Here is a 17,664-nt window from a genome sequence, read left to right on the forward strand (position 1 = left end):
CCTAGAGGAAGCGGCCGGGCGCCGCGATCAGCTCCCGCAGGTACGGGTTCGACGCGCGCTCACGGCCGATGGTGGTGGCCGGACCGTGGCCGGGCAGCACGACGGTGTCGTCGGGCAGCGGCAGGATCTTGTCCCGCAGGCTGGCCATCATCGTCGGGGTGCTGCCACCCGGCAGGTCGGTGCGCCCGATCGAGCCCGCGAAGAGCACGTCTCCGGAGAGACAGATCTCCTCCGCGTCCCAGGAGGAGTTCTCGCCCGGCAGGCGGAACAGCACCGACCCGCCGGTATGGCCTGGCGCGTGGTCGACGGTGATCTCCAGGCCGACGAGAGAGAGAACCGCACCATCCGACAATTCCGACACATCCGACGGCTCGGAGTACTGCATCCGGCCGCCGAACAGCGAGTTCAGGTCGGCGCTCAACCCCTTCGAGGGGTCGGCGAGCATCTCGCGGTCGTCGGGGTGCACGTAAGCCGTGATGCCGCGCGCCCCGCAGACCGGCGCGACCGAGAACGTGTGATCCAGATGACCGTGGGTGAGCAGCACCGCGGCCGGCGACAGCCGGTGCCGCGCGAGCACCTCGTCGAGCTGGTCGAGCACACCGATGCCGGGGTCGACGATCAGGCACTGCTCGCCCGGACCGGCGGCCACCACGTAACAGTTGGTGCCGAAGGCCTGTGCCGGAAAGCTGGCGACGAGCACGAGCCGGGTCCCCCTCGAAGAAAACTCTCACAGCAAAACGGGTGCGAATCGTAACGAGCCTAGCTGGGCGGCCGCACACCACTTTCTCAGGAGGTACCCGTACACTCTTGCGGGCGTGTGGCGTGCCGCACCCCTTGACATGCACAGGGAAGGACAGCGTTAGTGGCTCCCAGCAAGGACCGGCAGCGCAAGCTCGCGCGCGCGAAATTCGATCGCCAGATGGCTCGCCGCGCTGTCCGCGAGCGCAGGCGCCGCCGTGTCCTGGCCGGCGCCGGCATCGCCCTGGCCGTGATCGTGGTCGCGGTCGGCGGCGCCTGGATCGGCGGCGCGTTCGACCCGACGGAGAAGACCTCCACCGAGGCCGCCGACGTCTGCCTGTGGTCGCCGCTGGACGTGGCGAACAACGCCGACCTGAAGGACGTGGGCACGCCGCCCACCAAGAACCTTCCGGAGACCGGCACCGAGACGATGAGCATCACCACCAACCAGGGCGCGCCGATCACCGCGAGCCTGGACGTGGCGAGCGCCCCCTGCGCCGCCGCCAGCTTCTCCTACCTCGCCGGCAAGCGGTTCTTCGACAACACCGACTGCCACGAGATCCTCGACATCGGCGCGGTGCGCTGCGGTGACCCGAGCGGCACCGGCCAGGGCGGCCCGACGTACGCCTACTACGACGAGAACACCCCGGTGCAGCCGGAGCCGTCGGCGAGCGCGTCCCCCGGGGCGAAGAACCCCGTTCTCTACCCCAAGGGCACCGTGACCACGATCGGCAACCCGGCCGGCAGCAACGGCAGCCAGTTCCTGCTCTTCTTCAAGGACTACGCGCCGGCCGCCGGCGACACGCAGTACTCGATCGTGGGCAAGGTGACCGGCGGGCTGGACACGCTGGCGAGGATCGGCAAGATTCCCACGGTGACCGGCGACGCGGGTGACAAGGTCAAGCCGAAGGAGAAGATCACCATCAAGAGCCTGACCGTCGCCGCGGACAGTGCCGCGGCAGCACCCTCGGCGAGCGCGCAGTCGTGAGTTCGGAAGAGACCAGCAGCAGGAGGAACGACGTGTCGTCGATCAAGGACCGGCAGCGTGCGGCTGCGCGAGCACGGCTCGAGAAGGAGATGGCCGAGCGCGCCGCGGCGGCCCGGGGCCGGCGCCGCCGTCAGGCGATCATCGGCTCGGCCATCGCCGTGGTGGTGATCGCCGGCGCGGCCGTGTGGATCGTCAGCGCCCTGAAGAAGGACGACAAGAAGACGACAGCCGGCAGTACCACCCCGGCCGGCACCGTCTCCTGCACCTGGACCCCTGTCGGCGCGGGCGGCGGCGGCAAGGTCAAGGACGTCGGCACCCCGCCGACCACCGTGCCGAACACCGGCACCAGCCTGCTGACCTTCGACACCAACCTGGGCCCGATCGAGGCGACCATCGACCTGAGCAAGGCGCCCTGCACCGGCGCCAGCTACAAGTACCTGGCGTCGAAGAAGTTCCTCGACAACACCAAGTGCCACCGCCTGGTCAACGAGGACAGCTTCAAGGTCCTGCAGTGCGGCGATCCGTTCGCCACCGGCAAGGGCTACCGCGACACCGACGGCACCGGCGGCCCGAGCTACACCATGGCCGAGGAGAACCTGCCGACCAACACCAACAACCCGTACCCCGCGGGCTCGATCGCGATGGCGAACACGGGCCAGCCCGGCTCCACCGGCAGCCAGTTCTTCATCTGCTCGGAGGACACCAACCTGCCGGCCAGCTACACGCTGCTCGGCACCATCACCAAGGGCCTGGACCTGGTGAAGACGGTGGTCAAGGCGGGTGACGACGGCGCGTTCGCGTCGCAGGCCGGCGGCGGCCACCCGAAGAAGGAGCTCGACATCAAGACCATGACGGTGTCCTGACCGGAGACCATGCGAAAAGGGCGGCCCCCAGCGGGGTCGCCCTTTTTCATGCCGATTCGCCGGTACGACCGATGCCCGCACCCGTGACGTCCCCGTCCCCCGGCGCCACCTCGGGCGACCGATGCCCGCACCCGCGACGTCCCCGTCCCCCGGCGCCACCTCGGGCGACCGATGCCCGCACCCGTGGCAGCCCACCGCCGCGGACCGACAGGTGCCCAAGCCCGTGGCAGCCCACCGCCGCGGCGGGCCGGGCGGGGCAACGCTGCCGGCCGCACGCCTCTCGGCTGGCTCCCCTGGTGGTCATCCGGCACGGATGGCCACCAGGGGAGCCAGCCGAGAGGCAGCCGTCAGGCGCCGGAGGTCACCCGGTACGCGTCGAACACGCCGTCGACCTTGCGCACCGCCGCGACCAGGTGACCGAGGTGCTTCGGATCGGCCATCTCGAAGGTGAACCGGCTCACCGCCACCCGGTCCCGCGTCGTGGTGACCGTCGCGGACAGGATGTTCACCCGCTCCTCGGAGAGCACCCGGGTCACGTCGGCCAGCAGCTTGTGCCGGTCGAGCGCCTCCACCTGGATGGCGACCAGGAACGTCGACGCGGACGTCGGCTTCCAGCTCACCTCGACCACCCGCTCCTCCTGCTCGCGCAGGTCCTGAGCGTTGGCGCAGTCCTCCCGGTGCACGCTGACCCCGCCGGAGCGGGTGACGAACCCGAACACCGCGTCCCCGGGGACCGGGGTGCAGCAGCGGGCCAGCTTCACCCAGACGTCGGAGACGCCCTTCACCACCACGCCCGGGTCCTGTGCGGTGCTGCGGTTGCGCGGCGGGCGGGTCGCGACGGCGGTCTCGGCGATGTCCTCGACCGCCCCCTCTTCGCCGCCGAAGCCGGCGACCAGCTTGGCGACCACCGACTGGGCGGAGACCGTGTTCTCCCCGACTGCGGCGTAGAGCGACGACACGTCGGGCAGGTGCAGGTCACGCGCGATGGTCGTGAGGTTGTCGCTGGTCAGCATCCGCTGCAGGGGCAGGCCCTGCTTGCGCATCGCCTTGACGATCGCGTCCTTGCCGACCTCGATCGCTTCCTCGCGGCGCTCCTTGTTGAAGAACTGCCGGATCTTCGTCCGTGCCCGGGGGCTCTTCACGAAGCCGAGCCAGTCCTGGGTTGGGCCGGCCGTGCTGGACTTGGACGTGAAGATCTCGATCACGTCGCCGTTGGAGAGCGTCGACTCCAGCGGCACCAGCTTGCCGTTCACCCGGGCGCCGATGCACTTGTGCCCGACCTCGGTGTGCACCGCATACGCGAAGTCGACAGGCGTGGAGCCGGTCGGCAGCGGGATCACGTCACCCTTGGGGGTGAAGACGTAGACCTCCTGGCTGGAGAGGTCGAACCGCAGCGCGTCCAGGAACTCGGACGGGTCGCTCGCCTCGCGCTGCCAGTCGAGCAGCTGCCGCAGCCAGGTCATCTCGTCGATGTGCGCCGGCGGGCCGACGATCGTCGCGCCCTTCTGCTCCTTGTACTTCCAGTGCGCGGCGATGCCGAACTCGGCGGTGCGGTGCATCGCGAACGTCCGGATCTGCATCTCCACCGGCTTGCCGGTGGGGCCGATCACCGTGGTGTGCAGCGACTGGTACATGTTGAACTTCGGCATCGCGATGTAGTCCTTGAACCGGCCCGGCACGGGCTGCCAGTTCGCGTGGATCACGCCCAGCGCGGCGTAGCAGTCGCGGACGGTGTCGACCAGGATGCGGACGCCGACCAGGTCGTAGATGTCGTTGAAGTCCCGGCCCCGGACGATCATCTTCTGATAGATCGAGTACAGGTGCTTCGGGCGGCCGGTCGTCTCGGCCTTGATCTTCGCCGACTTGAGGTCGAGGCTGACCCGGTTGGTCACCTGGCGCAGCAGCGCCTCGCGCTGCGGCTGGTGCTCCCCGATCAGGCGGTTGATCTCCTCGAACCGCTTGGGGAACAGGGTGCCGAAGGCCAGGTCCTCCAGCTCCCACTTGATCGTGTTCATACCCAGCCGGTGGGCCAGCGGGGCCAGGATCTCCAGCGTCTCCTTCGCCTTCTGCTCCTGCTTGGCGCGGGGCAGGAAGGTCAGGGTGCGCATGTTGTGCAGCCGGTCGGCCAGCTTGATCACCAGGACGCGCGGGTCCTTGGCCATCGCGACGACCATCTTGCGGATCGTCTCGGCCTTCGCCGCGTCGCCCAGTTTCACCCGGTCGAGCTTGGTGACGCCGTCGACGAGCAGCGCCACCTCGGCGCCGAAGTCGTTGCGCATCTGTTCGAGGCCGTAGTCGGTGTCCTCGATCGTGTCGTGCAGCAGCGCGGCCACCAGCGTGGTGGTGTCCATGCCGAGATTGGCCAGGATGGTGGCCACCGCGAGCGGATGCGTGATGTACGGGTCGCCGGACTTGCGATACTGCCCGGAGTGCCAGCGGGCAGCCACGTCGAACGCCTTCTGCAGCTGGCGCACGTCACCTTTCGGGTGACTCGCCCGGTGCGTGGCGATCAGCGGCTCCAGCACCTCGCTGACCTGTGTGCTCTGCCACGGCGCGTTGAACCGGGCCAGCCGCGCCCGCACCCGCCGCCCGGTGGGCGCGCTGGCGAAGCCGAAGCCGGTGCTCTCGCCCGCCGGGTCGGTCTCGGACGACGCCGGAACGGCCCCGTTGGTCACGGCTGCGCCGGCGGCTCCGTTGACAGCGGCGCCGTCGGCAGCGGTCGTCTCGTCAGCGCGGTCCGAGTTGCCGGGCGTGATCTCGCCCGAGCCGGTCCGCGAGTTCTGGGTCGGTTGCACCGTGCCCTCCGCCGGAGGGACGACGTCGCTGGACACCGGCCTCCTCATCACCTTCGCCATGACCCCCGGCGGCTGACCGGCCGCCGGGGTCGATTTCTCCAGGGGTGGCCCTCTGGAACGACCATCCTACCCGCACCGACATCACGAATGACCCTGCCGAACATCCCAATCGGCCGGGCCGGCCGGGCGAAGGACATCGAAGCCGGATCAAACGGTCAGCAGCGTGTGCACCGGGCGCGGCGCCAGCCTCTCCCGCCCGTCCAGGAAGCTCAGCTCCATCAGCACGCTGAAGCCGACAACCGTGCCACCGGCCCGTTCCACCAGGTCGATCGCGGCGGCCGCGGTGCCCCCGGTGGCGAGGACGTCGTCGACCACCAGGACGCGCTGTCCGGCGACGAACGCGTCCGCGTGCACCTCCAGGGTGGCCTCACCGTATTCCAGCGCGTACGAGGCGGACAGGGCCTTGCGCGGCAGCTTCCCGGCCTTGCGGATGGGAACCACCCCGGTGCCGGTGGCGTAGGCGATCGCCGCCGCCACCACGAAGCCGCGCGCCTCCACGCCCGCCACCACGTCGAACGAGCCGGCGCCGTGGTGGGTGACGATCGCGTCGATCACCTGCCGGAACACCGCGCCGTCGGCGAACAGCGGCATCAGGTCCTTGAAAACGACGCCGGGCTTGGGGAAGTCCGGCACGTCGATGCTGGCGCCCGCGACGACAGCTGCCAGTTCGGGGCCGCTGTCACCGGTCGCTCCCGGTTTCTCGCTAGTCACGGCGGACAGCCTAAAGGCCCGCCACCGCGCGTGCGGTGACGGGCCTTCGATCGCTTTCCCCGGGGTGTTACCGTCGTCCGCCCGGGCGGTTGCCGTTGCGGCGGGCGGCCGGGCGGGCGCCCGGGCGCGGGGTGGTGCCGCCGGCCATCGCCGGCACGTCCGAGTCGGTGGCGTTCGCCGGGCGGGTGCGGTCGCCCTTGGCCACGTCGTCCGACCGGTTTGCGCGCCGGGCCAGCACCCGGGCGTTGTGCGCCTTGATCTTCGGCTCCTGGTCCTTCAGCGCGCTCAGCACCGGCGCGGCGAACAGGATCGAGGAGAGCACGCCGAAGCCCATGCCGACGAAGAGCACCAGGCCCAGGTCCTTCAGGGTGCCGGCGCCGAGCAGCCCGGCGCCGATGAAGAGCAGGCCGCCGACCGGCAGCAGCGCCACCAGACCGGTGTTGAGCGAGCGCATCAGGGTCTGGTTGACCGCCAGGTTGGTCGCCTCGGCGTAGGTCCGGGTGCTGCCCGCGGTGATGCCGCGGGTGTTCTCCTGCACCTTGTCGAAGACCACTACCACGTCGTACAGCGAGTAACCGAGGATCGTCAGGAAGCCGATCACCGTGGACGGCGTGACCTCGAAGCCGACGAGCGAGTAGACACCGGCGGTGAGCACCAGGTCGAGCAGCAGCGAGGCCAGCGCGGCCACCGCCATCCGCCACTCGAACCGGATGACCAGGTACGCCACCACCAGGACCAGGAAGATGATCAGACCGATCAGCGCCTGCCTGGTGACCTGACCGCCCCAGGCGGCGGAGACCTGGTTGTCACTGATCTTGGTGGCGTCCACCCCGAGGTCCTGGACCAGCACCGTCTTGGCCTGCTCGGCCTCGGTGGCGGACAGCGCCGAGGCGCGCACGGTGTAGGTGGCGTCCTTGCCCTCGCCGACCTGCTGGACGGCGCCGATGGTGGCCTCGGCGTCGGACTGCCGGACGGCCTTCTCGACCGCCGAGGCGATCTCGTCCTGCGTCAGCGTCTTGCCGTTGGCCTGGGCCGGGACACTGAACGAGGTGCCACCGGCGAACTCGATGCCGAGCTCGAACCCGCGGATCACGAAGCTGCCGATCGCGATCAGCACCAGCGCCGCCGCGACGGTGAACCACATCTTCCGGCGGCCCACGATGTTGATGTTCGCTTCGCCCGCGTAGAGGCGGGTCGCGAGACCGGGACGGGCCATGTCAGGCCTCCTTCACACGCGAGGAGACGGACTCCTCGGTCGAGTTGCGGCGCAGGACACGGCCGAGACCGCTGACCCGCGGCGACAGGAACGCCTTGGTGTTGGCGAACATTGTCATGATCGGGTGCCGGAAGAGGAACACCACGACCAGGTCGAGAACGGTGGACAGACCCATCGCGAACGCGAAGCCCTGCACCGCGCCGATCGACACGATGTAGAGCACGACCGCACACATGATGGTGATCGTGTTCGCCGAGATGATCGTGCGCCGGGCCCGGTGCCACGCCCGCGGCACCGCGCTGCGCGGCGTACGGCCCTCGTGGATCTCGTCCTTGAGCCGCTCGAAGTAGATGACGAACGAGTCCGCCGCGACACCGAGCGACACGATGAAGCCGGCGATGCCCGCCAGGGTCAGCGTGTAGCCCATCGTGCGGCCGAGGAAGACCAGCGCGCCGAAGGTGAGCAGACCGGAGAGCAGCAGGCTCAGGAAGATGACCGAGCCGAGCAGCCGGTAGTAGAAGAACGCGTACACCGCCACCAGGGCCATGCCGATCGCGGCGGCCAGCAGGCCGGCCTCGAGCTGCTGCAGGCCGAGGGTCGCGGAGATGGTCTGCGCCGGGCCGGAGGAGAAGGTCACCGGGATCGCGCCGAACTTCAGCTGGTCGGCCAACTGCTTGGCGCTCGTCGCGGTGAAGCTGCCGGTGATCTGCGACGAGCCGGTCAGCACACCCTGGATCTGCGGCGCGGAGAGGATCTCCTTGTCCAGCACGACCGCGACGGCGCAGTGCTCGGCCGAACCGTAGAGCGCCTGAACCGCGGCGTAGCACGGGTCGCTGGAGGTCGCGTTGAACGCCACCCGGGTCAGGTCGGCCCACTTCTTCTGGCCCTCGCTCTTGAAGTCGAGCGAGACGACCCACTGGCCGTTGGTCTGGTCGAGCTGCGGGCTGGCGCTGGAGATGTCGTCACCGACCACCTTCGCCTTGTCCAGCATGACCTTGGCCTGGCCGCTGTAGCAGGCGACGACCTGCGCGTCCGCGTCGTCGATCGAGCCGTTCGGCCGCTTGTCGAGCTGGTCGCAGCTGACCGTCGGGATGTTGAACTGCATCTGCGGGGTGAGCGCGGCGACCTCGGCCGGGGTCAGCGTGGAGAACGGCTTGTACGGCAGGCCGGCCTTCGGGTCGCTGCTCAGGTCGACCGGCGCGGTCAGCTTCTCGGCCTGGTCCCAGAGCTTCGCGCCGACCTTCTGCTTGATCGCCGCGCGCTGCGCCCGCAGGTCCGCCGCCACCGGGGCGTCCGACGCGGACGCGCCGGGCGCCGCTGCCGGAGCCGGCGCGCTGGCGGCCGCCGACGGGGTGGCGCTGGGCACCGCCTCGCCACCACCCTGGCCGCCGGTGCCCGTCGACGGGCTGGACACCACCGACGGGGCGCTGGCGCCGGTCCGCGGAGCCGCCGAGCCGGACGGCGCGGCCGACGGCGCGCCGCTGGCCGGGGCGCCCGGCGACGGCGAGGCCGGGTTCAGCGCGCTCGCGGAGACGTCCCCGGTCGTGCCAATGAGCAGCCGGAACCGCATGTTCGCGGCCTGCGCGAGGTCCTTGAGCTGGTCGTCCGCCTTGCCGGCCAGGGAGACCACGATGGTGTTGCTGCCCTGGACGACCACCTCGGCCTCGGAGACGCCGAGCGCGTTGACCCGGTTCTCGATGATCTGGCGGGCCTGGTCCATCGCCTCCTTGGTCGGCGCGCCGCCGGCCTGGGTCGCGATGTACGTCGCCTGCGTGCCGCCGACCAGGTCGAGGCCGAGCTTCGGGTGCAGGCGGTCGGTGAAGCTGCCCTTCGCGTCGCCGGCGAAGAACACGAGCAGATACAGGACGACGAAGATCAAGCCGAGCACGCCGAGTTGGCGTCCAGGATGCATCTGTCCCTGTGGTGGTCGTGCCACGGCGTTAGGTCTCCCTGTGTTCCGGCCGCGCGGCCGCGCGGCACTGTCGATCGGTGGCCGGCCGTCGACTGTCGACCGGCGGCCGGGACGGACCGGACCCGCCGGCAGGGACGCCGCGGGCCGGTCCGAGATGGATCTTGTCAGTCCTGCTTACGGACGTCGACGACCGGGTTCGGCGGCTCCTCGGCGGTGGTCTCGGTGGCCACGGCGGGCTCCTCGGCGGTCTCCGCGGCCGGCTCGTCGGCGCGGGTCAGCACCCGGGAGATGGCCGGCCGGGCGAACCGGACCTGGACGGCCGGTGCGATCTCCAGCGTGACCACGTCGTCCTCGACGGCCACCACGGTGCCGTGCAGGCCGCCGATGGTGACGATCTCGTCGCCGGGGCCCAGCTTGTTCTGCAGCTCCATCGCCTCCCGGCGCCGCTTCTGCTGCGGCCGCATCACCAGGAAATACATCACGCCGATGATGAGGATGAAGGGCAGGAACAACCCCAGTGGGTTACCGCTGGCGGACTCGGCCAGGTACACGAGAAACAGCCTTCCGTAGGCCACCGGGACCTCTGCCGAGGTGTGCCGGGGGCGTCAAAACATCCGGGTTGAAGCGGGGGCGAGTCTAATCGGTCAACCTGGAGACTACGAATGCGGCACACGTCACGTTCACATCACGAGGGATATTTATGTATCTCGTGCGAACAGGTCCCCCTGAAACACCCCGGACCTGCCGTCTTGGGGCGGAGTCCGGCCGAGATGCGCCCAACCGGCCTCGGTGGCGACCCGGCCCCGCGGGGTCCGCGCCAGCAATCCGGCGCGCACCAGGAACGGCTCGCACACCTCCTCCACCGTGTCGGCCTGCTCGCCCACCGCGACGGCGAGCGTGGAGAGGCCGACCGGGCCGCCCTTGAACGACTCGATCAGCGCCCGCAGCACCGCGCGGTCCAGCCGGTCCAGTCCGAGCGCGTCGACGTCGTACACCTGGAGGGCGGCACGCGCGATCTCCACCGTGACCACGCCGTCGCCGCGCACCTCGGCGTAGTCGCGGACCCGGCGCAGCAGCCGGTTGGCGATGCGCGGCGTGCCGCGGGAGCGCCCGGCGATCTCGGCGGCCCCCTCCGGGGTGATCGGCACCCCGAGGATCCGGGCCGAACGGTGCAGCAGCGCGTCCAGGTCCGCCGGTGAGTAGAAGTCCAGGTGCGCGACGAAGCCGAACCGGTCCCGCATCGGCCCGGTCAGCAGGCCGGCCCGGGTGGTCGCGCCGACCAGCGTGAACGGCTCCACGTCCAGCGGGATCGCGGTGGCGCCGGGCCCCTTGCCGACCACCACGTCGACCCGGAAGTCCTCCATCGCGCTGTAGAGCAGCTCCTCGGCGGGCTTGGCGATCCGGTGGATCTCGTCGATGAACAGCACGTCGCCCGCCCCGAGGCCGGTCAGGATGGCGGCCAGGTCGCCGGAGCGCTCGATCACCGGGCCGCTCGTGGTCCGGATCCCGGTGCCCAGCTCGGCCGCCACGATGTTGGCAAGCGTCGTCTTGCCCAGCCCGGGCGGCCCGGAGAGCAGGATGTGGTCGGGTGGCGCGCCACGGCCCATCGACGCCTTCAGCAGCAACTCCAGCTGGTCACGGACCCGATGCTGGGCGATGAAGTCGGACAGCCGCCGCGGGCGGACGCTGGCCTCGGCGTCCAGCTCCTCGTCATGGACCTCGGGGGACAGATCGCTCATCGGCTCTTGCCCAGCAGCCGGATCGCCTGGCGCAGCAGCACCGGAACCGGCGGCACGTCACCGTCGAGGGTCTCGGCGATCGCGGCGACCGCCTGGTCGGCCTGGGTGGCGGTCCAGCCGAGCGCGAGCACGCCCTGGCGCACCTGCTCCTGCCAGGCGCCGGCCAGCACGCCCGCGCCCGCCCCGTCGCCGAGCCCGACCGGGCCGATCTTGCCTTTCAGCTCCACGATCATCTTCTCGGCGCCGCGCTTGCCGATGCCCGGGACCTGTGTCAGGGCCGCGATGTCGCCGCCGCCGATCGCCCGGCGTACGGCATCGGGCTGATGGACCGCGAGCACCGCCTGCGCGATCCGCGGGCCCACGCCGTTCGCCGTCAGCAGCAGCTCGAAGAGCTGCCGTTCGTCGTCGTCGGCGAACCCGTAGAGGGTGAGCGAGTCCTCCCGGACGATCAGCGTGGTGGCCAGCCGCGCCTCGGCCCCGGTGCGCAGCGAGGCCAGCGTGTTGGGCGCGCAGAACACCCGCATGCCGACGCCGCCCACCTCGACCACGGCGCTGTCCGGAAGGATCGCGGTGACCACACCGCGCACGCTGGCGATCATCGGCTGCTCCTGCGGGCGGCGGCGAGCGCCGCGGCTTGGATCCGGGCGCGGGTGCCCCCGCGCCAGATGTGACAGATGGCGATGGCGATGGCGTCCGCCGCGTCGGCCGGCCTCGGCGGGGCGTCGAGTTTCAGCAGGCGGGTCACCATCGCGGTGACCTGCGCCTTGTCGGCCGTGCCGGAGCCGGTGACGGCCGCCTTGACCTCGCTCGGGGTGTAGGTTTGCACCGGGAGCCCGGCTCGCGACCCGGCCAGGATCGCGACCGCGCTGGCCTGCGCGGTGCCCATCACGGTGCGCGCGTTGTGCTGGGAGAACACCCGCTCGACGGCGACGCTCTCCGGCCGGTGCAGCGCGACCAGCTCGGCGAGCCTGCGGTCCAGGTGCAGCAGGCGCTGCGAGATGTCCTCGTCCGGCTCGCTGCGGACCACGTGGTACGCGATGAGTTTGCCCGGCCGCCCCGGCACCCCCTCGACCACGCCCACGCCACACCGGGTGAGACCCGGGTCGATGCCGAGCACGCGCACCACGGCCTCCCCTCACGTACGTGTGTTCGACACCCTAATACCCGCACCGCTTGCGCTCGCCGCCGACACGCTCCGACGATGGGGTGGGAGGTTCGCCATGCACCTCATACCACCGATGGACGAGGATCCACCACCGCAGTTCGTCGATGCCGTCGCGGCCCACGAGGGTGAGCTGCGGCACGAGGCCGTGCGCCTGACCGGCGGCGATCCGATCGGCCAGGAGATCTACCAGGAGGCGTTGATCGACCTGGCCGCCCACTGGCGCCGCCTGCGCTTCTGGGGCAGTCTCACGAATTCCGACGCCACCGGCCGCTACCTGCGCGGGCGCTTGGCGAAGCGGACCGCGGCGTGGCGCGACGACCAGATCTACGAGGTCGAGGTCCGGGCGCTGCGCACACCGGAGAGGCAGTTGGTCCGGGTGGGCTGCCCGGCCGCGAGCATCGCCTTCCACAAGGCCGCATTGATCGAGGGTACGACCCGGGCGGGCCTACTGACCCTGGCCGACGCGGCAGTGGCCTGGTGCCACGCCTCGCGCCGGTCCGAGCAGCACCGGGTGGCCCGCCTGATCATCGGCAGCATCCTCTTGATCAGCGCCATGATCCAGTCCATGACCTGGCTGGCCGCCTCCGGCGCCTGACCCGGAGATCCACCGCGGGAGAACCCTGTGAGCGCCCGGCCCGCACACATCCCGGGATGCGCCTGGGATGGGCAGGGGCCGCTTCTCTAGCCCGCCCGCTTCTCCCGGTATTCGGCTTCCAGCTCGGAGAGACGCACGGTCCGCACATGGTCGTAGACCGGATCTTCTGCCTCACCGGCGAGTCGATGCATCAGCACGACGGCGTCACCCTGGGAGCCCTCCGGGTCCTGATCGACGATCCAGTATTCCGGAATGCCGCGATGCGCGTACCAGCTCGCCTTGTCCGTGTACTCACCGTTCGGGGAGTTCTCCGAGACGATCTCGACAACCAGCCGGAATGCCGACCCGGGGAGATTCGAGATGCCCGCCGTCTCGGCCGAGTCGTCGCCGATCACTCCAAGATCGGGGACTCGGTTGTCCCGCGGCCGGTCTCCGCGAACTCCGGTGTCCTGGAGAACGTCGAGACCGGCCGCGAACAACATCAGCAGGAGCCGTCGAGCCATGCGCTTATGCCAATAGGTCGACGGGGTCGTGATGAAGAGGTTTCCCTCACGCAGTTCATAACGATAGCCGCGGGGCAGGCGAGCGAGATCCTCAACGTCCAGATCTTTGATGATGGAAAGGGGGATTGATGGCTCGGTCAACACAAGCACCCTCTCAATACTTGCCCCGCGACTACCCGTCACGCGTCAATGAGCGCCATCACCTCGTCCGAGACATCGAAGTTCGCGTAGATGTTCTGCACGTCGTCGCAGTCCTCGAGCGCGTCGATCAGCTTGAACACCTTGCGCGCCGGCTCCTCGTCCAGCGGCACCGTCATGGTCGGGATCAGCGACGACTCGGCCGAGTCGTAGTCGATGCCGGCGTTCTGCAGCGCGGTCCGCACCGCGACCAGGTCGGTCGGCTCGCTGACCACCTCGAACGAGTCGCCCAGGTCGTTGATCTCCTCGGCGCCCGCGTCGAGCACGGCGAGCATGACGTCGTCCTCGCTCAGCTCACCCTTGGGGACGATCACCACGCCCTTGCGGTTGAACAGGTACGACACGCTGCCGGCGTCGGCGAAGGTGCCGTTGTTGCGGGTCAGCCGGGTGCGCACCTCGGTGGCGGCACGGTTCCGGTTGTCGGTGAGGCACTCGATCAGGATGGCGACGCCGTTCGGGCCGTACCCCTCATACATAATCGTCTGCCAGTCGGCGCCGCCGGCCTCCAGACCGGAGCCGCGCTTGACCGCGCGGTCGATGTTGTCGTTCGGGACCGACGACTTCTTCGCCTTCTGGATGGCGTCGTAGAGCGTGGGGTTACCGGCCGGGTCGCCGCCGCCGGTCCGCGCCGCGACCTCGATGTTCTTGATCAGCTTGGCGAACATCTTGCCGCGCTTGGCGTCGATGACCGCTTTCTTGTGCTTGGTCGTCGCCCACTTGGAGTGGCCGGACATGCGTAACCTCCGTGTCTACCGTGCGGGTGCGGCCTGGCGGACCATCTCGACGAAGTACCGGTGGACTCGAAGGTCGCCGGTCAGCTCCGGGTGGAAAGCCGTGGCGAGCAGGTTCCCCTGCCGAACGGCCACAATCCTACCGGCGGCGGGACCGGAGGCCACGCGCCCCAGCACCCGCACGTCGGGGCCGACCTGCTCGACCCACGGAGCCCGGATGAAGACGGCGTGGAAATCGCCGCCCTCGATGCCCTCGATCCCGACGGCGGCCTCGAACGAGTCGACCTGCCGGCCGAAGGCGTTGCGCCGGACGGTCATCTCGATCCCCTGGAAGGACTCCTGGTCGGGACGCCCGTCCAGCACCGTGGTCGCCAGCATGATCATGCCGGCGCAGGAACCGTACACCGGCATGCCGTCCGCGATCCGCTTCCGGATCGGGTCGAGCAAGCCGAAGGTGATCGCCAGATTGCTCATCGTCGTGGACTCGCCGCCGGGGATCACCAGCGCGTCGACATCGGTCAGCTCCTCGGGTCGCCGCACCGGGCGCGCCAGCACGTCCGATTCGGCCAGGGCGGACAGATGTTCTCGCACGTCGCCCTGCAGGGCCAGCACTCCGATGTTCACATCGCCAACTCTAGGACGACGATCCCGGCTGACCGGCAGGGGTGTGCCGGGGCGTCCGGCGGCCTCGGGCCGGAGCAGGCCACCAGGGGGGCGATTGGCTATCGAGGCCGCCGCGGTCCGTTCCTACGATCGCCTCACCGAAACCGCGCACGAGGAGTCGTATGTCTGAGAACCAGCCCGCCGTCGGAACCGCCCGCGTCAAGCGCGGCATGGCGGAGATGCTCAAGGGCGGCGTGATCATGGATGTCGTCACCCCCGAGCAGGCAAAGATCGCCGAGGATGCCGGCGCCGTCGCCGTCATGGCCCTGGAGCGGGTGCCGGCCGACATCCGGGCGCAGGGCGGCGTGTCCCGGATGTCCGACCCCGACATGATCGACGGCATCGTGAACGCCGTCTCCATCCCGGTGATGGCCAAGGTCCGGATCGGCCACTTCGTCGAGGCCCAGGTACTGCAGTCGCTGGGGGTCGACTACATCGACGAGTCCGAGGTGCTGACCCCCGCCGACTACGCCAACCACATCGACAAGTGGCGGTTCACCGTGCCGTTCGTCTGCGGCGCGACCAACCTGGGCGAGGCGCTGCGGCGGATCACCGAGGGCGCCGCGATGATCCGGTCGAAGGGCGAGGCGGGCACCGGCGACGTCTCCAACGCCACCACCCACATGCGGAAGATCCGCGGCGAGATCCGCCGGCTGCAGACCCTGCCGGAGGACGAGCTGTTCGTCGCCGCCAAGGAGCTGCAGGCGCCGTACGAGCTGGTCAAGGAGGTCGCCGAGGCGGGCAAGCTGCCGGTCGTGCTGTTCACCGCGGGCGGCATCGCCACCCCGGCGGACGCCGCCATGATGATGCAGCTGGGCGCCGAGGGCGTCTTCGTCGGCTCGGGCATCTTCAAGTCCGGCAACCCGGCGCAGCGGGCCGCCGCGATCGTCAAGGCCACCACGTTCCACGACGACCCCGACGTGATCGCCAAGGTGTCCCGCGGCCTCGGCGAGGCCATGGTGGGCATCAACGTCGACGAGATCCCGCAGCCGCACCGGCTGGCCGAGCGCGGCTGGTAGGCGGACCGGGGCGACGGGCCGCCCGCGCGGGCGGCCCGGCCCGGTCAGACCGAACGGACCGGGAGCGGCGCCTCCGGAGCCGGGGCGGGCCCCGGCAGCGGGGGCATCACCGGTTCCACGATGTCGAAGTAGCGGGGCCGCGGGTACCGTCCGGGCAGCCGCAGCACCCGGACCAGCTTGCGCCGCCGCGCGGTCAACGCGTCCCGGACCAGGTCGGTGTGCACCTGCCGGGCCAGCACCACCCGGCGGCTGCTGGCGATCAGCGTGCGCGCCGCCGGGTCGTCCGGGTCCAGCTCGATCTGCTGCAGCTGCCGGGTGAGGTCGTTCTCCGCGGACTCGCGCTCGTCCGGCTCCGCGTCCAGGGCCAGCCGGGCCGCGGCGTAGAGCTCGACGGAGTCGTTCCGCTCGGCGACCACGGCGGCGGCGGCCGCCCGGCGCACCAGGTGTGCGTCCAGGGCGCGCTCGGCGGACTGGGCGCGGGCGTGCACCCGCTCCACCCGCTGGGCGGTCCAGCCGAGGTACGCCGAGAAGATCGCGGCCAGCACGACGACACCCACCACCCACCACATGCCGGGCATCGTAGTGCCGAAATGCGTCGGACCGTCACCTGGCCCGAGCCGATCAGGCCCCGTCGTCGTCGAAGACCCGCCCGTCGGTGGCCTCGATCGCCGTCCGGTAGACCTCGAGAACCCGGGCGGCCACACTCGGCCAGTCGAACGTGCCGACCACCTGACGGGCACAGGAGGCCAGGTCAGCGCGCCGGGCCGGGTCGTCGAGCAGCTCGCCGAGCAGCGTGGTGAGCGCGCCGGCGTCGCCGTTGGGGAACAGCGCGCCGGCTCGGCCACCGTCCAATACCCGACGGAACGCGTCCAGGTCGCTGGCCGCGATCGTGGCGCCGGCCGCCATCGCCTCGGTGAGGATCATGCCGAAGCTCTCCCCGCCGGTGTTCGGCGCCACGTACACGTCGACGCTGCGCAGCATGCGCGCCTTGTCCGGCTCGCTGACCAGGCCCAGGAACTCGACCCGGGAGTGCAGGTCGGGCGGGATCCGGCCGTACAGCTCGTCCCGGTCGCCCGGACCGGCCACCAGCAGCCGCAGTTGCCGGCGGTCGCGGGCGAGCGCGACGAACGCCGTACGCAGCAGGGGGAAGCCCTTGCGCGGCTCGGTGAAACGGCCGAGGAAACCGAGAGCGCCGCCTTCCCCGGGCCAGCCCGGCAGCGCGGCCGCCGTGGCGAACTTGCGCACCGCGACCCCGTTCGGGATCTCCACGGCGCCGCCGCCCAGGTGCTCCACCTGGACCTTGCGGGCGAGTTCGCTGACCGCGATGCGCGCGGTGATCTTCTCCAGCACCGGCTGCAGGAAGTTCTGCGCGGCGGAGAGCGCCCGGGAACGCGTCATCGCGGTGTGGAAGGTCGCCACCACCGGGCCGCGCGCGGAGAGCACGGCGAGCAGCGAGAGGCTGGGCGTGAGCGGCTCGTGCACGTGCAGCACGTCGAACTCGCCGCGGGCCAGCCAGCGGCGCACCCGGGCGGTGGAGACCGGGCCGAACGCGATCCGGGCGACCGATCCGTTGTACGGCAGCGGCACCGCCCGCCCGGCCGGCACCAGGTACGCCGGCAGCTCGGCGTCCTCGTCCGCGGGCGCCAGCACGCTCACGTGGTGGCCCAGCCCGATCAGCGCCTCGGCCAGGTCCATGATGTGGTTCTGCACACCGCCCGGGACGTCGAACGAATACGGCGAGACGATCCCGATCCGCACCTGGAGCCCC

General features: G+C 70.5%; 18 protein-coding genes. 4 read left to right on the top strand and 14 right to left on the bottom strand.

Annotated elements, in window-relative coordinates; all coding sequences use genetic code 11:
• Window position 1 precedes the first annotated feature (1 nt).
• Complete coding sequence (locus tag Asi03nite_RS05090) at window positions 2-700, bottom strand: MBL fold metallo-hydrolase (protein ID WP_203677232.1); 699 nt, start codon at window positions 698-700, stop codon at window positions 2-4.
• Window positions 701-862: 162 nt separating this feature from the next.
• Here Asi03nite_RS05090 and Asi03nite_RS05095 point away from each other — a divergent pair, with 162 nt between their 5' ends.
• Both Asi03nite_RS05095 and Asi03nite_RS05100 read left to right on the top strand, forming a co-directional pair.
• Window positions 863-1,726, top strand: coding sequence for a peptidylprolyl isomerase (locus tag Asi03nite_RS05095; protein WP_203677233.1), 864 nt, complete (start codon window positions 863-865; stop codon window positions 1,724-1,726).
• Between the two features lie 32 nt (window positions 1,727-1,758).
• Window positions 1,759-2,589, top strand: coding sequence for a peptidylprolyl isomerase (locus Asi03nite_RS05100; RefSeq protein WP_203677418.1), 831 nt, complete (start codon window positions 1,759-1,761; stop codon window positions 2,587-2,589).
• A gap of 347 nt (window positions 2,590-2,936) precedes the next feature.
• On the opposite strand, the gene Asi03nite_RS05105 is transcribed toward Asi03nite_RS05100, so the two are convergent.
• The 8 genes from Asi03nite_RS05105 to ruvC all read right to left on the bottom strand — a co-directional run bounded on the left by Asi03nite_RS05105 (window position 2,937) and on the right by ruvC (window position 12,145).
• Window positions 2,937-5,420, bottom strand: coding sequence for a RelA/SpoT family protein (locus tag Asi03nite_RS05105; RefSeq protein WP_239102396.1), 2,484 nt, complete (start codon window positions 5,418-5,420; stop codon window positions 2,937-2,939).
• A gap of 171 nt (window positions 5,421-5,591) precedes the next feature.
• A complete protein-coding gene (locus tag Asi03nite_RS05110; RefSeq protein ID WP_203677234.1) occupies window positions 5,592-6,155 on the bottom strand; it encodes an adenine phosphoribosyltransferase in 564 nt (187 codons plus the stop codon).
• 67 nt (window positions 6,156-6,222) lie between these two features.
• Window positions 6,223-7,371, bottom strand: coding sequence for a protein translocase subunit SecF (gene secF, locus Asi03nite_RS05115; RefSeq protein ID WP_203677235.1), 1,149 nt, complete (start codon window positions 7,369-7,371; stop codon window positions 6,223-6,225).
• A gap of 1 nt (window position 7,372) precedes the next feature.
• On the bottom strand, window positions 7,373-9,283 hold the full coding sequence (gene secD / locus Asi03nite_RS05120; RefSeq protein ID WP_203677236.1) for a protein translocase subunit SecD: 1,911 nt from the start codon (window positions 9,281-9,283) through the stop codon (window positions 7,373-7,375).
• Window positions 9,284-9,447: 164 nt separating this feature from the next.
• Window positions 9,448-9,858, bottom strand: coding sequence for a preprotein translocase subunit YajC (gene yajC, locus Asi03nite_RS05125; RefSeq protein ID WP_203677237.1), 411 nt, complete (start codon window positions 9,856-9,858; stop codon window positions 9,448-9,450).
• A gap of 123 nt (window positions 9,859-9,981) precedes the next feature.
• A complete protein-coding gene (gene ruvB / locus Asi03nite_RS05130; RefSeq protein WP_203677238.1) occupies window positions 9,982-11,022 on the bottom strand; it encodes a Holliday junction branch migration DNA helicase RuvB in 1,041 nt (346 codons plus the stop codon).
• Window positions 11,019-11,621, bottom strand: a complete 603-nt coding sequence (gene ruvA, locus Asi03nite_RS05135) for a Holliday junction branch migration protein RuvA (protein ID WP_203677239.1) — start codon at window positions 11,619-11,621, stop codon at window positions 11,019-11,021. The genes ruvB and ruvA overlap by 4 nt, the downstream gene beginning before the upstream one ends.
• Complete coding sequence (gene ruvC, locus Asi03nite_RS05140; RefSeq protein ID WP_203677420.1) at window positions 11,618-12,145, bottom strand: crossover junction endodeoxyribonuclease RuvC; 528 nt, start codon at window positions 12,143-12,145, stop codon at window positions 11,618-11,620. Before ruvC ends, ruvA begins: the two co-directional genes overlap by 4 nt.
• Before the next feature lie 97 nt (window positions 12,146-12,242).
• Here ruvC and Asi03nite_RS05145 point away from each other — a divergent pair, with 97 nt between their 5' ends.
• On the top strand, window positions 12,243-12,782 hold the full coding sequence (locus Asi03nite_RS05145) for a hypothetical protein (protein ID WP_203677240.1): 540 nt from the start codon (window positions 12,243-12,245) through the stop codon (window positions 12,780-12,782).
• Between the two features lie 86 nt (window positions 12,783-12,868).
• On the opposite strand, the gene Asi03nite_RS05150 is transcribed toward Asi03nite_RS05145, so the two are convergent.
• The 3 genes from Asi03nite_RS05150 to pdxT are packed head-to-tail and all read right to left on the bottom strand — an operon-like array spanning window position 12,869 to window position 14,838.
• On the bottom strand, window positions 12,869-13,429 hold the full coding sequence (locus Asi03nite_RS05150; RefSeq protein WP_239102434.1) for a Uma2 family endonuclease: 561 nt from the start codon (window positions 13,427-13,429) through the stop codon (window positions 12,869-12,871).
• A gap of 35 nt (window positions 13,430-13,464) precedes the next feature.
• Window positions 13,465-14,217 carry a YebC/PmpR family DNA-binding transcriptional regulator gene (locus Asi03nite_RS05155; protein ID WP_203677242.1) on the bottom strand — a complete coding sequence of 251 codons (753 nt, stop codon included), beginning with the start codon at window positions 14,215-14,217 and terminating at the stop codon, window positions 13,465-13,467.
• Window positions 14,218-14,232: 15 nt separating this feature from the next.
• Complete coding sequence (gene pdxT / locus Asi03nite_RS05160) at window positions 14,233-14,838, bottom strand: pyridoxal 5'-phosphate synthase glutaminase subunit PdxT (protein WP_203677243.1); 606 nt, start codon at window positions 14,836-14,838, stop codon at window positions 14,233-14,235.
• A gap of 161 nt (window positions 14,839-14,999) precedes the next feature.
• On the opposite strand from pdxT, the gene pdxS reads away from it, so the two are divergent.
• Window positions 15,000-15,896, top strand: a complete 897-nt coding sequence (gene pdxS / locus Asi03nite_RS05165) for a pyridoxal 5'-phosphate synthase lyase subunit PdxS (protein WP_203677244.1) — start codon at window positions 15,000-15,002, stop codon at window positions 15,894-15,896.
• Window positions 15,897-15,940: 44 nt separating this feature from the next.
• On the opposite strand, the gene Asi03nite_RS05170 is transcribed toward pdxS, so the two are convergent.
• Window positions 15,941-16,474 carry a hypothetical protein gene (locus tag Asi03nite_RS05170; protein ID WP_203677245.1) on the bottom strand — a complete coding sequence of 178 codons (534 nt, stop codon included), beginning with the start codon at window positions 16,472-16,474 and terminating at the stop codon, window positions 15,941-15,943.
• Between the two features lie 43 nt (window positions 16,475-16,517).
• A complete protein-coding gene (locus Asi03nite_RS05175) occupies window positions 16,518-17,654 on the bottom strand; it encodes a glycosyltransferase family 4 protein (protein WP_203677246.1) in 1,137 nt (378 codons plus the stop codon).
• Between the last annotated feature and the right edge of the window lie 10 nt (window positions 17,655-17,664).

It is taken from the genome of Actinoplanes siamensis, from assembly GCF_016862395.1.
In the GTDB taxonomy this organism is placed as follows: Bacteria; Actinomycetota; Actinomycetes; order Mycobacteriales; family Micromonosporaceae; genus Actinoplanes; species Actinoplanes siamensis.

Coding starts and splice junctions, on each gene's coding strand:
- Asi03nite_RS05145 (WP_203677240.1), top strand. CDS start 12,243: ATGCACCTCATACCACCGATGGACGAGGATCCACCACCGCAGTTCGTC.
- secF (WP_203677235.1), bottom strand. CDS start 7,371: ATGGCCCGTCCCGGTCTCGCGACCCGCCTCTACGCGGGCGAAGCGAAC.
- ruvA (WP_203677239.1), bottom strand. CDS start 11,621: ATGATCGCCAGCGTGCGCGGTGTGGTCACCGCGATCCTTCCGGACAGC.
- pdxS (WP_203677244.1), top strand. CDS start 15,000: ATGTCTGAGAACCAGCCCGCCGTCGGAACCGCCCGCGTCAAGCGCGGC.
- ruvB (WP_203677238.1), bottom strand. CDS start 11,022: ATGAGCGATCTGTCCCCCGAGGTCCATGACGAGGAGCTGGACGCCGAG.
- secD (WP_203677236.1), bottom strand. CDS start 9,283: ATGCATCCTGGACGCCAACTCGGCGTGCTCGGCTTGATCTTCGTCGTC.
- Asi03nite_RS05155 (WP_203677242.1), bottom strand. CDS start 14,217: ATGTCCGGCCACTCCAAGTGGGCGACGACCAAGCACAAGAAAGCGGTC.
- Asi03nite_RS05170 (WP_203677245.1), bottom strand. CDS start 16,474: ATGCCCGGCATGTGGTGGGTGGTGGGTGTCGTCGTGCTGGCCGCGATC.